Origin of the sequence: Phenylobacterium glaciei (assembly GCF_016772415.1) — a bacterium.
Classification (GTDB): Bacteria; Pseudomonadota; Alphaproteobacteria; order Caulobacterales; family Caulobacteraceae; genus Phenylobacterium; species Phenylobacterium glaciei.
The window spans coordinates 1,774,093-1,787,883 of record NZ_JAGSGD010000001.1 but is presented as its reverse complement, the minus strand read 5'-3'; the positions used below and the strand labels follow the sequence as shown (position 1 = coordinate 1,787,883).

Below are 13,791 nucleotides of genomic sequence, written 5' to 3'. Positions count from 1 at the left end.
GGTCCGGCTGGCACGTCCGTCGCATAGGCAAGGACGAGTTCTTTCCGTCTGTTCGCCCCCGGGGTTCCATGCGTCGACCGCTTCGCCTCTTCAGCGCCGTCCTGATGGCCACCGCCCTCGCCGCCGGCCCGTCCTTCGCCAAGTCGCGGATCAAGGACATCGTGGAGTTCGAGGGCGTCCGCGAGAACATGCTGGTGGGCTACGGCCTGGTCGTCGGTCTGAACGGCACGGGCGACAGCCTGCGCAACGCTCCCTTCACCAAGCAGAGCCTGGAAGCCATGCTGGAGCGTCTGGGGGTCAACACCCGCGACGCCAACCTCAACACCAAGAACGTGGCCGCCGTCATGGTCACCGCCAAGCTGCCGGCCTTCGTGGCCACCGGCTCCCCCATCGACGCCAGCGTCTCGGCCCTGGGCGACGCCAAGAGCCTGCAGGGCGGCACCCTGCTGGTCACCCCCCTGCTGGGCGCCGACGGCCAGGCCTACGCCGTGGGTCAGGGCACGGTGCAGACCGGGTCGGTCTCGGCCGGCGGGGCCTCGGGCTCCTCGATCTCCAAGGGCGTGCCCACCGCCGGCCGCATCGCCTCAGGCGCCATCGTCGAACGCGAGATCGGCTTCCAGCTGGCCAGCATGAGCCAGCTGCGCATGACCCTGCGCAATCCCGACTTCACCACCGCCAAGCGCATCGCCGACGTGATCAACGCCAAGTACCCGGGCTGCGCGCGGGCCGACAATCCCACCATCGTGACGATCCAGCCCAACGAGGGCGCCAACATGGTGGGCTTCATCTCGCAGATCGAGAACCTCAGCGTCGAGCCCGACGACGCCGCCAAGGTGGTGATCGACGAAGTGGCCGGCGTGGTGGTGATGGGCGACAACGTCCGCATCTCCACCGTGGCCATCGCCCAGGGCAACCTGACCATCAACGTCCAGGAGAGCCCGGCGGTCAGCCAGCCCGCCCCCTTCAGCCAGGGCCAGACCACCGTGGTGCCCCAGTCCAACGTCTCGGTCGACGAGGAGAAGGGCAAGAAGCTGATCACCCTGAAGGAGGGCGCCTCGCTCGCCACCCTGGTGGCCGGCCTCAACGCGCTCGGGGTCACGCCCCGCGACATGATCTCCATCCTGCAGGCCATCAAGGCCGCGGGCGCCCTGCAAGCCGACATCGAGGTCATGTGATGGCCGACATCGCCGCCCCCGCGCTCAACCTCACCCCCCCTGCCCCCGCGCCGATGAGCGCGGCGGAAATGGCCAAGCGCGGCCAGATCGCCAAGACCGCCAAGGACTTCGAGAGCTCGTTCCTGTCGGTCATGCTGGGTCAGATGATGAAGGACGTGAAGGTCTCCGAACCGTTCAGCGGCGGCCAGGGCGAGGACGCCTTCAAGTCCTTCATGAACGAGGCCATGGCCAAGCAGGTCGTGAAGTCCGGCGGGCTCGGCATCGCCGACGACGTCGCCAAGGAAATGCTGAAGCTTCAAGGTCTGAGTTAGGAATTACACGATGGCCCTTTCCGCTCTGGACGCCGCCGACCGCGTCGAACAACTGGTGATCCTCACCGAGCGCCTCACTGAGCTTGTGGCCCTGGAGGCCCAGGCCTTCGAGCAGCAGCGCCCGCAGGAGGCCATGGCCTACATCGAGGAAACCTCTCGCCTGGCCAATATCTACCGCCACGAGTCGGCCCGGGTCCGCGCCAACCCGGCCATGGTGGCCTCGGCCCCCCTGGCCCAGCGCACCCGGCTGATCCGCGCCACCGAGGCCTTCGACAGCGTGCTGGCCCGCCAGGGCCGCGCGCTCGACGCCGCCCGCACGGTCACCGAGGGCCTGGTCCGCACCATCGCCAACGAGGTCGCCGCCCAGCGCACCACCGGCTCCGGCTACGGCCTCAAGGGCGCTCCCTCGGCCCCCGGCTCGGCCACCAGCATCACCCTGAACAAGCGCGCCTGATCCGCAACACCGCCGAGCGCCTCGTCCTCGCGCCACGAGAACTTGACCGCGAAAGTGACGCCCGCGTCATGATAGACCTTGCCGAACGCTGTTCAGACGGCGAGACCTGGGGTTAACAGGTCTCCAAAGGCTTGGCCAAAGCGAGGAACACCCCATGAGCGAGAGCGCCACCCTGGACGCCGCCACCGTCAAGACCGCCCGCGACGAGGTCTATGCCCTGCCGCTCGAGAGCCTGAACGTGGCCAACTCGGCCCTGTTCAAGAACGACGCCATCTGGCCCTACTTCGAGCGCCTGCGCGCCGAGGATCCCGTCCACTGGCAGCCGGCCAGCGACTTCGAGCCCCACTGGGCGGTCACCCGCTACAACGACATCATGGCGGTCGACACCAATCACGCGGTGTTCTCCTCCGAGGGCGGCATCAGCCTCGGCCCCAGCGAAGAGATGATCGCCAAGCTGGTGGCCAGCGGCGCCCAGATGACCGGCGGCGCCTTCGGCGGTCCCACCGGCGGTCCCACCATGTTCATCGCCATGGACCCGCCCAAGCACGACGAGCAGCGCAAGACCGTCAGCCCGGCGGTCTCGCCGCACAATCTGAAGATCATGGAGCCGCTGATCCGCGAGCGCGCCGGGATGATCCTCGACAGCCTGCCGATCGGCGAGGCCTTCGACTGGGTCGACAAGGTCTCCATGGAACTGACGGCCATGACCCTGGCCACCCTGTTTGGCATGCCGCAGGAGGACCGCCGCAAGCTGACCCGCTGGTCGGACACCGTGATGTCGCGTCCCGGCGACGGCGTCATCGACACCTGGGAGGAAAAGCGCGCCGAGATGGGCGCCTATGCCGGCTACTTCCTCAACCTGTGGAACGAGCGCAAGGCCAACCCCATCGACGGCGACATGGTCTCCATGCTGGCCCACGGCGAGGCCACCAAGGACATGAACCAGTTCGAGTATCTGGGGAACATCATCCTGCTGACCATCGGCGGCAACGACACCACCCGCAACACCATCTCGGGTTCGGTCTACGCCCTGAACAAGCACCCCGACCAGTACGCCAAGCTGCGCGCCAACCCTGACCTGATCCCCTCGATGGTGTCGGAAACCATCCGCTGGCAGACCCCGCTGGCCCACATGAAGCGCATCGCGACCCAGGACTTCGAACTGGGCGGCAAGATGATCAAGAAGGGCGACAATGTCGTCATGTGGTACGTCTCGGGCAACCGGGACGATAGCGTCATCGAGAACCCCAACGCCTACATCATCGACCGCGACCGCGCCCGCCAGCACCTGTCCTTCGGCTTCGGCGTCCACCGCTGCGTCGGCAACCGCCTGGCCGAGCTGCAGCTGAAGATCATCTGGGAAGAGATCCTGGCGCGCTTCCCCGACATCCAGGTCCTCGAAGAACCCACGCGCGTCCCCTCCACCTTCGTGAAGGGCTACAAGTCCATGCAGGTGATGATCCCGCGCCGGCTCTAGGCGCGCGCTCGGCCTTCAGAACAACCACCGCTCATCCCGGCGAAGGCCGGGACCCAGATTCATCCAGAGCGGCTGGAGCGTGTCCCTAACTGAGTCCGGACCTCTCGTGAGATCGGAGGGGGTTTCACCTGGGTCCCGGCCTTCGCCGGGATGAGCGGATGTGCCAGTAAGGGATGCCGGAGATTCCGGTGACACCTACCCGCCCGGCAGCCCGCTGAGCGCCGAGGCCACCGCCTCCAGCACCGCGCCCGAAAGCGGCAGCAAGGGGCGCGGCGGATCGCCGGCGGAGAGCTCGAGCAGCGCGCTGATGGCGTAGCTGACCCGCAGGCCGCCGTGCGCCCGGCACAGGGACCACAGGGGCTGGAACGCCGCGTCCAGCCTGGCGGCTTCCTGCGCCTCGCCACGCCGCGCGGCGCCGGCCAGGGCCACCATCGGCGCGGGCAGGATCCCGGCGACGCCGCTGTAGAAGGCGTCGGCCCCAGCCAGCAGGGCGGGCGCCGTGCCCCAGTCGGCGCTGTAGCCGATCTTGAAGTCCTCCGCCGTCGCCGCGCGCAGCCGCGCCAAGTCTGCCCCGACGTCGCCGTCCTTGGGCAGCGGCATCTTCACCGCGGCGACGGTGGCCAGCCGCGAAAGCCGGCCCAGCAGGTCGTCGTCAAGCACGACATGGGTCGTGGTGGGATTGTTGTAGACGCAGATCGGCAGGCCGGTCGCCTCGGCCACCGCCGCGTAGTGCCCGAACACCTCCGTCGGGGTCGGCGGCGTGTAGGAAACCGCCGCCAGCAGCAGGCCGTCGGCGCCGCGCGCCTCGGCGTCGCGGGCCAGCGCGATCGCCCCGTCGGTCCGCAGCGTCCCGACGCCGACGATCAGCGGCGTGCGGCCGGCCACCGCCTCCACCGCCGCGGCCACCGCGCGGCGGCGCTCCGACGGCTCCAGATAGGCATAGATGCCGGTGCTGCCCAGCAGTCCGATGGAGTCCACGCCGGCCGCCACCAGGCGCTCCAGCAGCGCGCCCAGCGCCTCGACATCCACGACGCCGTCGGCGCTGGCCGGAGTGAGCGGAAAGGCCGACAGGCCCTGGAAGATGCTTCGATCCATGGCCCGTGAATATACGAGCCGGCGCCCGCTTCCCACCCCAGCGGGTTCCGATCCGCGAACCGACCTCAGAGATCGCCGACCAGGGCCGAGGCCAGCCCGACATAGGTCGCCGGCGTCAGCGCCAGCAGGCGGGCCTTGGCCGCCTCGCCGATATCCAGACCGCGCACGAACGCCGCCAGCTCCGGCCCGCCGACCCGGCGCCCACGGGTGAGCTCCTTCAGCAGGGCGTAGGGGTCGGTGATCTGCGAGCGGCCCGCCGTGATCTCGGCGCGCACCACCGTCTGGATCGCCTCGCCCAGCACTTCCCAGTTGGCGTCCAGGTCGGCGTCCAGCACCTCCTGCGCCAGCGACACCTCGCCCAGCCCGCGCTGCAGGTTGTCCAGGGCCAGCAGGGAGTGGCCGAGCGCCACCCCGATATTGCGCTGGGTGGTGGAGTCGGTGAGATCGCGCTGCAGGCGCGAGGTCACCAGGGTCTGGGCCAGGGTGGCCAGCAGGCCGCCGGAGATCTCCAGATTGGCCTCGGCGTTCTCGAACCGGATCGGGTTGATCTTGTGCGGCATGGTCGAGGAGCCGGTCGCCCCGGCCACCGGGATCTGCGCGAAATAGCCCATCGAGATGTAGGTCCACATGTCGGTGGCCAGATTGTGCAGGATGCCGCCCGCGTGCCGGACGCGGTCGTACAGCTCCACCTGCCAGTCGTGGGACTCGATCTGGGTGGTGAGGGGATTGAAGCCGACGTCGAGGGACTCGATAAAGGCGCGCGTCAGGGCCAGCCAGTCGACGTCCGGCTCAGCGGCCAGGTGCGCGCCCCAGGTGCCCGTGGCGCCGGAAAACTTCGCCAGGTACTCCGAGCCTTCGATCTGCCGGGCGACCCGTTGCAGCCGCCAGGCGAATACGCCGATCTCCTTGCCCATCGTGGTGGGGGTGGCCGGCTGGCCGTGGGTGTGGGCCAGCATCGGGGCGTCCCGGTGCGCCGCGGCCAGGGCGCTGAGCATCTGCGTCACCGCCTGCAGCTTGGGCAGCCACACCCGCGTCACCGCCCGCTTGACGGTCAGGGCATAGGCCGTGGAATTGATGTCCTCGCTGGTGCAGGCGAAGTGGGTCAGCTCGGCCACCGCGCCCAGGCCCAGCTGCTCCAGCCGGTCGCGGACCAGGTACTCCACCGCCTTGACGTCATGGCGGGTGATCGCTTCGCGCTTGGCCAGCCAGTCGATCTCGGCCTGGCCGAACTCGGTATAGAGGGCCCGCAGCCGCGCCTTGTCGGCCTCGCTCACCGGCGAGGCGCCGAACAGCGAGCGGTCGGTGAGCGCGATCAGCCACTCCACCTCGACCTCGACCCGGGCGCGGTTGAGCCCGGCCTCCGAGAGGTAGTCCGAAAGCTCGGAGACCGCGGCGAAGTAGCGGCCATCCAGCGGGCTGAGCGGTTGAGGCGGCAGAGAGGTCACGGGAACTCCGGGAAAAGATCACCCCGCGGACCGGTCGCGGGCTCGACCCCCATATACACGGCGCGCGCCGGAAAGTGACCCAAAGCAACCGCGTCGAAAGACAGCTTGAGTTGTCGTCGCCCTCCCCGCGTGACGCCGGAAGGCGCGGTCGTTCAAGCGACCTCGGGCAATGTCCGCTTGCCGTCGCCACGTCACAGGCCGCTGACGACCCGTTGCAGAAATTTGCAGGGTCCGGCTCCGGGTAGCTGCCCTCGTTTTGGCCGCCGATCGACGAGGATGATGGGAGCGCGGGAAGGGTCAAGTTCGGCTTGTAACCGTTCGGCGCCATCGCAACTCGAGGCCTGGGCATCTTGGAGGGGGGCCCCTTGGCGGAGCTTATGGCCAAGGTGCGCGTTGGAGATAGTGCGACCTACCACCAGGCGCATCGTTCTTGTCGGTCCCACGCCACGCTGCAGCAGAGCTCCACATTCCCAAGCATGTGCATCGTCCAGTTTCCTGCTCCCGAAAAGGTAGTCCCATGTTGTCGCTGAAGTCCCTCACCGCTGTCGCCGCCTTCGCCGTAGCGCTGTCGCCGGCTCCCGGAGCTCTAGCGCAGACCAGCAATCAAGACCGCTTTGGACAAGTGCTTGAGGCGTTGCTGGGCCAAGGGAGCTCGCTGGACGCTCGGTGGCAGCGTGGCGAGAGGCCGCTGAGCGAAGCTCAGAGTCAATTTCAGGCGCGGCTCGATAGCGATGTCCGATCCGGCGCACTGACTACAGTTTCCGCGAACCGTCTGAGAGCGGACTTTTCGAACCTCGTCATGCTAGAGAATCAGTATGCCGTTGATGGGCGTTTCACGGCACAGGAACGCGCAGACCTGGCCGAACGCTATGGCGCCATCACACAGCGGCTCGGCCAGCCCGGTGAGGCTGGAGACGATACCGGCCCGAGCGTTGCTGAAGGTCGGGCGGACTTCGAAGCGAGGGTAAACGCCGCCGTCGCAGCCAGACGCATCACACGCACCCAGGCGACGCGTTTGCGCGCGGACTACGTGGCCTTGATCCAGCTTGAAGCGGCAAGCGCACGAGATGGCATAAGCGCCAGAGAGCGGGAAGACCTCGATGCGCGTCTAGACGCCCTGGACGAGCGCCTTGGCGACGGTCCTCAGGCTCAAACCCAGGCGATAAGCCCGCGAGCCCGTCTGGCTGATATCCTTGCTGTGGTGGCCGCCAATGAACGATCGGGCGCCATCACCCGGCCAGAGGCATTGGACATCCGTGAGGCGCACGGCGATCTCGCCCACCTCGAAATCGCTTACGGTCGCTCGGCGGTGTCCGCCGAAGACAGCGCCTATCTGCTGCGCCGGATCAGCGAGCTAGAAGCGCGAGCCCGCATAAATCGGCGGTGACATCCGATGACGAACTCGTCGCCGAGTTTACAGTCAAGGATGGGGACGCGTTCACGCTGAGGCGAAGCGATTGAGGAGGGATCAAGAACCTGGCTCCACAACCGATAGCTCACGTCGGGATCGGCTGCCTTTGGGCGGAAGGCTGAGTTTGGCCGAACCGTATCCGCTTCGCTCCTAGTCGTCGTTGGCAAAGTCCGGATTCGGGCTTGAGCATCTTCGCTTGGCAACGGCACGTTCGCGGCGCGGACCCAACGGGCACAATCGACCCTTAGCCGACGCTTGGGATGTCCGCTCGTGGGCGGTGGGATTAGAACAGGTTGGGACTACCGATACGGGTCCTAGCCGGTTCACGCGGGAGCCTACACCGGCACCGAGACGTGTTTGCCGCCGAATACCGCCTGCCAGTTCTCGATCTCGCTGACCACAATATCGTCGGTGGCGTGGGCGAGTTCACTGACACGGCCGTAGTCGAGGGCGGCATCAGGAGCTGCCAGTAGCAGGCGAATGCGGGAATGGACGGCGTCAAGCTTTTCGGCGCTGACCTGAGAAATGGCCGAGAACCGCTCAAAATCGCCGAAATAGCGAATGCCCGCCACCGCCGCGCCGAAGGTCGGCAGCATCACCGCAAGCCAGGTCGAGGCGTTAGAAATGGCATGGGGGACGGCCTCGGAGACAAGCTTAAGGGCCGCCGCACCCTCCAGAGCAAGATAGAGGGCCACCACCGCCACGGCTAACGTGAACAGAATTTCCGATAGCCGGTCGAGATTATGCTGGGCGGCGGCCAGACGCGCGGCCTTGTCCCGGTGATAGTCTCGTTGACTGGTCACGTGGTCGTCCAGCAGGGCGCCGAGCGCCAATCGCAGATAGGACGGCGTGATGGCGACCGCCGGCAGGCCGACCTCGCGCAGGGCTCTTCTGGCATACCACTCCGGCCAGGATGTCTCCGCACCACGGGGCCAACGGCCCGCCGCTCGCGCCGCGCCGAGCAGTAGCAGCATGGGGCCCTGGCGCAGATATTCCGCCGCCCGCCGCGTCTCGAACCAGCGGCCGTGCCAGCGGGCCTTCTGGCCCACCAAGGTGATGCCGACGATGGCACAGAGCAGGCCGAACTCGAAAATCTCGAACAGCCACTTCCACTGGGGCGCGTCCAGAGCTAGCCACGCCAGTCCGCCGACGATGGCGAGGGGTGACATGATAAAGCTCGCCATCATGCCGCCGCGATAGGTGTCGGACAGATACGCCGACACCCCGTCGGTCCAGGAAAACCGGCGCAGGACGGCCGCTTCCAGTCTGTCGGCAAAGCTTCCGTCCAGGCCCGGCAGCGCGCGTGCATGGGCCAGCATGGGGGCAGCACTCCCCGCCGCGATGGCGTCCGGAGTTTCATAGGTCTGCCTCAGGCTGCGCAGACGGCCCTTCCAGCTGTCAGCGCCGAACAGCGCCTCGATGCGGCGATAGCCGTGAGCCAGTGGCCGGCTGCGCCCAGGCCAGCGTTCGTGGGTCAGCGCCGCAATACCGCCGGGCGCCGTAGCGCCACGCTTACGATGGCGGGGCTCGGCGGGACGAAGAGCGTCGGCGACCAGACTGGCTAGGGCGGCGTCGCGACCGTCCTCGACCTCGCCTAGCGCGGCAAGGCCGGCGAGCGATTCCGGGGCCCGCAGAATACGCCAGGCCTCCGGTTGCCGGGCGTCGATCCAGATCACTGGACAGCCCAGGTCGAGCGCCGTGCCGATGGTGTGGCCGGTGCCGCCGACGAAGGTCTGGGTCGCGCCGTCCCAGATGCCGATGACGATATCCGACTGCTCCACCAGCACGCGGCCGGCCAGCGCCACCCTCTCGCAACAGGCCGACGCAAAGGCCTGGGCCTTGGGCACGTGGGTCGGCGCTTCGGCTGAGGCCAGGAACAACTCGGTGATCACTTCGTCCCGCTCAGCCAGTTCGAAACATTGGGCTGCCTCGGCCAGGCCCGCGATGGCAGCGGCGCGTGCGCGGGTGGCGGGACTGGCCCGTCCCCTACCCGTCAACAAAGCCGCGGCTTCGCCGCCGCTCGCCGGCCGGGCGTTGATGGCGGCGTTCAGGATCCGGCCAAAGGGCAAAGGCGCGACGAGCTCCCACCCTCGCGCGAGCGCCGCCCCCGCCGCCAGCTGATCGGCGCCGTCGGCGAGCAGCGAATGCATGCGGGCGGTCGCCACGACGTCCAGCGCCTTGCATTGGCCGGCCACAGCGGTCGCGACGGCATCGAGAATCTGATCCAGCACAGCCTGAATCCGAGCACGATTGGCCGCGAAGGCGGCATTGTCCTCCCGGTGCCCCGTGACCCCGAGATTGAGCCTGGCGGTAGGAGGTGCAGGGGCCAGGGTCAGAACGCGAACTCCAGCACGGCATCGGCGAAGAACTCACGGGACTCCACGAACGTCACGCTGCAATCGACATAGGCGCTTGCTTTCCGAAACGGCGCATCGTCGCTTTGATACGAAAATCGTCGTTCGCCGCCGGGCGCAGGAAATGGGTGTGCTGATAGACCGCGCCCTTGCCGGGCCGAGCAGTAGTTTCGGTCGCAATCGACGCCGCCGTATCTATCGCCGCCATGAGCGCTTGTCCGCACACCGCGCCAGAGAAGAACCTCAGCCGGTCGTTCATCGGCAGGCGAATCGAGCAGAAACCCTCCCGCACCACGAAATCCGTGAACCCCATCTCCTTGATCGAGGGCGCGAACACCCAGTCGAACGCCGCATGTACGGTATAGTGAGTGATGGGGAATAGGCCTTCAGGCGGTGTTGTCATGCGACGAACTTGTCCTTCGGGTAGTCGCGATACTTCTCACACTCACCCTTGAAGTCGTAGGGGACGGTCTCGGCGCAGTCGGGCCATTGCTGAGTTTCGTGCCAGTACTCGACCAGTCCCAGTCGCGCGCACAACTTCACGAAGCGGGGATTGGCGCGCAGCTGAGTATAGGCGGCGGGGAAAACCATGTGACTGCGATAAGCGTTGATGCCCAGCGTATCGCCGGGCTCGCCCGCAGGGCCAAGTTTCGCGGCATCCAGGACGTCGAACGCCTCGTCGGCGAAGCCTAGTTCCGCAGGCCACACCAAGGCGACGTGATCCAGGTGGCCCGTTTTCGCCACCCGGTTCTTCACCATGTCCAGGATGATGCGCCGGGTTTCTGGCGTCGGAGATCGCAGCAGCCCCACCACACCGATAACGGTCGAATGCTCGCGCAGGGGGAACTGTTCCAGGCGCTGTGGATCGAGCAAGGCGTCGACGGCCGCCCAGTCCTGCTGGTGGGCGCAGGCCAGGATTAGGAGTGCCGCCGTGTGATGATTGTCAGGCCAGAACTGCAGGTGAACCTCCATCGCCGCGCGCCCTTCGGCGAACTGGCCAGCTCTCCACAAGCTCTGAACGTAAAGGGCGTCGGCGACTGAGTTCTTGGGGTCGAGATCACGCAGGCGGCGCGATGCTTTGACCGCCTCACGGTTTCTTCCGACGCCTTCGAGATGATACCCTAAGCCGAACTGGGCGTTGGCCGAGTTCGTGCCAATCTCGCTGACTCGCCGCATGATCTTTTCCTGCGCCAGGTAGTCGCCAAATGGATCGCACATGGCCCAATTGGCGTCTGCCCCCATCACACTGTCCGGATCGAGCGCCAAGCATCGGGCAAGCTCGGCTTCAGCCAGGGCCCTGTGCCTCGCGCGGCCGGCATACGGCAACAGCGTGATTGTAGCCATCCGGGCGTGGGCAAGGCTTGCCCACCCATCTGCGAAGTCAGGCGCCAAGCGCGTCACAGTCTCCAATGTCGCGATGTTGCGGGCAGCCTCTGCGGGATCGGGGCTGGAGCTCTTGGCGCGCAGGTAGAGGTCGTAGGCGATCGGATCGATCGCGGAGGTCTTTCGCGGAAGGAACGCCGTATTCAGCGCCTTGGCGATGGCCTCCGAGATTTCATCCTGGACGGCGAAGATGTCATCGAGACTACGGTCGAACTTGTCAGACCATACGGTCGTCTGGCTGTTGGTCTCGGTCAGGTGAGCGGCGATGCGCACCTTGGCGCCCGCCCGTCGTATGGAACCGTCAAGTATGTGGGTGGCGTTCAAGACCTGGGCCGCCTTCGGCTTATCGAGGCCGCGGAACTGGAAACTGGAGGTGCGGCCTATGACCTTCAGCGTCGATCCCTGAGTGATCCGGCCGAGAATGTCTTCTGACACCCCGTCAGAGAAAAAGGCCATCTCCGCGTCGCTGGACAGGTTGTCGAACGGCAGCACGGCCAGCAGGGTCTCACGCGGCGGCGCTGGGTCGGGGACGATCTCGGCCAGCGTCTGGGCCGCCGCGAAAGCCGCCCCGTTTCGCTCAACCAAGCGACGAACGTCGGCGACGAAGCCCTGCCAGACCCGATCTTCCGCGCCGCCCTGCCAATGCGCCAACTCAGCGGTCTGAGTAAGCTCGAACATGAGCGGCCGCTCGCATGGTTCGATCATACAAGGGACGAGGGTCTTGTTACGGTCGGCCAGGGTGGCCTCGGCCCGCACCCACCGCGACATCACCGAACGCGGCGACCATAGCACCACCACAGCCCTGGCCATGCGAAGCGCCGTCTCGGTCACCTCATCATAGGCCTCGCCCGACTTCAGCGTCGCATCCCACCAGACGTCAAAGCCCTGCCCCGCAAACGCCTCTGCGAACCGGCGGGCGACGGCCTGATCCTCGCGGCTATAAGATAGGAAGATGTCGGGCAGCGGACGTCCCCAGTCCTGAACGCAAGACGAATACCGGATGCCTAAGCCGAGGTCGATGCCGGTGCTTGATGGCGACAACCCTTTAGGTCCGCTCCCCACCCGTCTCAGACATCGAGAGGGTCCGCTTTGCGGCGGGCTCTCGGGCGGTTAGCTTACTGGCGATACACCCAGCCAGCAGAGGTCAAACCGCCTTTTGGCCAAGGCTCGCCTTTGTCCTGGCGAGCTGGGCTTTCTTCAACGCTGCAATGACGGTCTTCAGCTCCGCCTTTACCGCGACGCGCCGCCGCCAGGGGCGCCATGAGTCTTTCGGGCCCACCGGGTCGCCGATGTGGAACGTCGCCACCAGCGTGGCCAACGGCTTTAACGGCACGGCAGGGATTGGGCGAAGCCGGCAGTGACCCTCGGCGCGGAGCCGTTCGATGGCAGGACCAATGCCGCCGGCGATCCGGACGGTTTCGTCAAACACCGCATCGCCGCAGCCCAGCCAGTGCGAAATCAGCCGGGTGCGCATGGCGCGGATCGCGGCGCGAGACTGTGTCCGGTTTGACCCCATGGGCTCGATCGACAGATCACATTCGGTGTCGAGACCAAGGGAGCGGTTGTTGATGTTGGCCGATCCAATCCGCAGCAGGACGTCGTCTATGATGGCGAGCTTGGCGTGGACGATAATGGTGCGGCCAAGGGTCGTGACCGGGCTGTAAATGCGAAAGCGCCCATGTTCATCGGCCGCCGTCAGCCGCTTGATGAAGAACGACCGGGTCCGGTCCATGGTCATTTGGTCAAAGTAGCTCGGCGCGTGCTCGGTTGAGACAAGCACAACCTCAGGACCGTCAGGCTCGGCTAGCCTTTGGGCGAGCGCCTCGGCGATGACAGAGGACGTGAAGTACTGGTTCTCGAGGTAGATGCACGACTTCGCCGCCGCGATGGACGCCAGGTAGAGGGCTTCGATTTCACGCACCTGTGGCGCCTTGCGCCAGGCCGACGCCGCCCGAGAGATGCCGACCCGAACGTCTCGGAATTGTGGGATGACCCCCTCAGGCCAGGGATCGGTTTCAGGTGGGACGTCAGGTCGTGGCAGGCGTTCGTCCGTCGCTCGAAACCACCGGTCTCGAAAGAGCTCGCCCAGGGCTCCCGCAGCGCGTCCGTCGACCGCGCTCATGACCTCATGGCGTGGGGCGAAACATGGCGGTGCGCCAGGCTTGGCGGCCCGGCGAAGGTTATCGTCCTCGTGATCGCAGGTATCCCATCGATCCGGACCGAAATCGCAGCCCCCACAGAAGGCGACCGCGTCATCCACCACAACGACCTTTTGATGATGGCTGGCGCCGACCGGCAGCCTGCCGTCGAGGTGGTAGCCGATCGTCGTGCCCCGAAACTCCTTGGCCGCGCGCTGAGGATAGAAATCCTGTGTCACCGCGATCGGCAGTGCGGCTTTCCAGCAAAGAATGCGGATGTCGAGTTCAGGGCGCTTGAGGGCTGTGGCCTTCAAGAATTCAGCGATGCGGCTATTGTCGGCGTCGGCGCAATCGATCTGAGGCTCGAAGGCGGTCATAGGGTGGAAGGCCCAGCCCAACACATGCACCGAGCGCGTGGCCTTGGAGATGGCCGACATCACCGCTGAGAAATAGTCTTCCACGTCGACGAACACGGCGGCTCGGGGGGTTGTCTCCGTACGCCAGCAAGTGGTTCCCGGCTTTAACAACATGCGCAGTCTCCCGTGGCG

At 66.5% G+C, this 13,791-nt stretch carries 11 protein-coding genes; 5 read left to right on the top strand and 6 right to left on the bottom strand.

What is annotated here, in order from left to right:
• The first annotated feature begins 68 nt into the window (after nt 1-68).
• From JKL49_RS08650 to JKL49_RS08635, 4 genes are all read left to right on the top strand, one after another.
• Nucleotides 69-1,175, top strand: a complete 1,107-nt coding sequence (locus tag JKL49_RS08650; protein WP_215339807.1) for a flagellar basal body P-ring protein FlgI — start codon at nt 69-71, stop codon at nt 1,173-1,175.
• A complete protein-coding gene (locus JKL49_RS08645; RefSeq protein ID WP_215339806.1) occupies nt 1,175-1,486 on the top strand; it encodes a rod-binding protein in 312 nt (103 codons plus the stop codon). The genes JKL49_RS08650 and JKL49_RS08645 overlap by 1 nt, the downstream gene beginning before the upstream one ends.
• 10 nt (nt 1,487-1,496) lie before the next feature.
• Nucleotides 1,497-1,940: a flagellar basal body protein gene (locus JKL49_RS08640; protein WP_215339805.1), complete on the top strand. Its 444-nt coding sequence runs from the start codon at nt 1,497-1,499 to the stop codon at nt 1,938-1,940.
• 154 nt (nt 1,941-2,094) lie between these two features.
• Nucleotides 2,095-3,417, top strand: a complete 1,323-nt coding sequence (locus JKL49_RS08635; protein WP_215339804.1) for a cytochrome P450 — start codon at nt 2,095-2,097, stop codon at nt 3,415-3,417.
• Nucleotides 3,418-3,612: 195 nt separating this feature from the next.
• On the opposite strand, the gene JKL49_RS08630 is transcribed toward JKL49_RS08635, so the two are convergent.
• Both JKL49_RS08630 and purB read right to left on the bottom strand, forming a co-directional pair.
• Complete coding sequence (locus JKL49_RS08630) at nt 3,613-4,512, bottom strand: dihydrodipicolinate synthase family protein (protein ID WP_215339803.1); 900 nt, start codon at nt 4,510-4,512, stop codon at nt 3,613-3,615.
• 65 nt (nt 4,513-4,577) lie between these two features.
• Nucleotides 4,578-5,957, bottom strand: a complete 1,380-nt coding sequence (gene purB / locus JKL49_RS08625; RefSeq protein WP_215339802.1) for an adenylosuccinate lyase — start codon at nt 5,955-5,957, stop codon at nt 4,578-4,580.
• 517 nt (nt 5,958-6,474) lie between these two features.
• Here purB and JKL49_RS08620 point away from each other — a divergent pair.
• Nucleotides 6,475-7,344: a hypothetical protein gene (locus JKL49_RS08620; RefSeq protein WP_215339801.1), complete on the top strand. Its 870-nt coding sequence runs from the start codon at nt 6,475-6,477 to the stop codon at nt 7,342-7,344.
• A 359-nt stretch (nt 7,345-7,703) separates the two neighbouring features.
• Here JKL49_RS08620 and JKL49_RS08615 read toward each other — a convergent pair whose 3' ends face one another.
• From JKL49_RS08615 to JKL49_RS08600, 4 genes are all read right to left on the bottom strand, one after another.
• The gene (locus tag JKL49_RS08615) at nt 7,704-9,599 is read right to left on the bottom strand and encodes a hypothetical protein (RefSeq protein ID WP_215339800.1); all 1,896 of its coding nucleotides are present in this window, start codon (nt 9,597-9,599) and stop codon (nt 7,704-7,706) included.
• 157 nt (nt 9,600-9,756) lie between these two features.
• On the bottom strand, nt 9,757-10,125 hold the full coding sequence (locus JKL49_RS08610) for a PaaI family thioesterase (RefSeq protein WP_215339799.1): 369 nt from the start codon (nt 10,123-10,125) through the stop codon (nt 9,757-9,759).
• Nucleotides 10,122-12,146, bottom strand: coding sequence for a TIR domain-containing protein (locus JKL49_RS08605; RefSeq protein WP_215339798.1), 2,025 nt, complete (start codon nt 12,144-12,146; stop codon nt 10,122-10,124). Before JKL49_RS08605 ends, JKL49_RS08610 begins: the two co-directional genes overlap by 4 nt.
• A 103-nt stretch (nt 12,147-12,249) precedes the next feature.
• The gene (locus JKL49_RS08600) at nt 12,250-13,716 is read right to left on the bottom strand and encodes a phospholipase D-like domain-containing protein (RefSeq protein ID WP_215339797.1); all 1,467 of its coding nucleotides are present in this window, start codon (nt 13,714-13,716) and stop codon (nt 12,250-12,252) included.
• Nucleotides 13,717-13,791 lie beyond the last annotated feature (75 nt).

Bases quoted from the DNA above. Each gene is read 5' to 3' on its own strand.
- JKL49_RS08610 (WP_215339799.1), bottom strand. From the start codon at position 10,125: ATGACAACACCGCCTGAAGGCCTATTCCCCATCACTCACTATACCGTA.
- JKL49_RS08630 (WP_215339803.1), bottom strand. From the start codon at position 4,512: ATGGATCGAAGCATCTTCCAGGGCCTGTCGGCCTTTCCGCTCACTCCG.
- JKL49_RS08620 (WP_215339801.1), top strand. From the start codon at position 6,475: ATGTTGTCGCTGAAGTCCCTCACCGCTGTCGCCGCCTTCGCCGTAGCG.
- JKL49_RS08645 (WP_215339806.1), top strand. From the start codon at position 1,175: ATGGCCGACATCGCCGCCCCCGCGCTCAACCTCACCCCCCCTGCCCCC.
- JKL49_RS08640 (WP_215339805.1), top strand. From the start codon at position 1,497: ATGGCCCTTTCCGCTCTGGACGCCGCCGACCGCGTCGAACAACTGGTG.
- JKL49_RS08650 (WP_215339807.1), top strand. From the start codon at position 69: ATGCGTCGACCGCTTCGCCTCTTCAGCGCCGTCCTGATGGCCACCGCC.
- JKL49_RS08635 (WP_215339804.1), top strand. From the start codon at position 2,095: ATGAGCGAGAGCGCCACCCTGGACGCCGCCACCGTCAAGACCGCCCGC.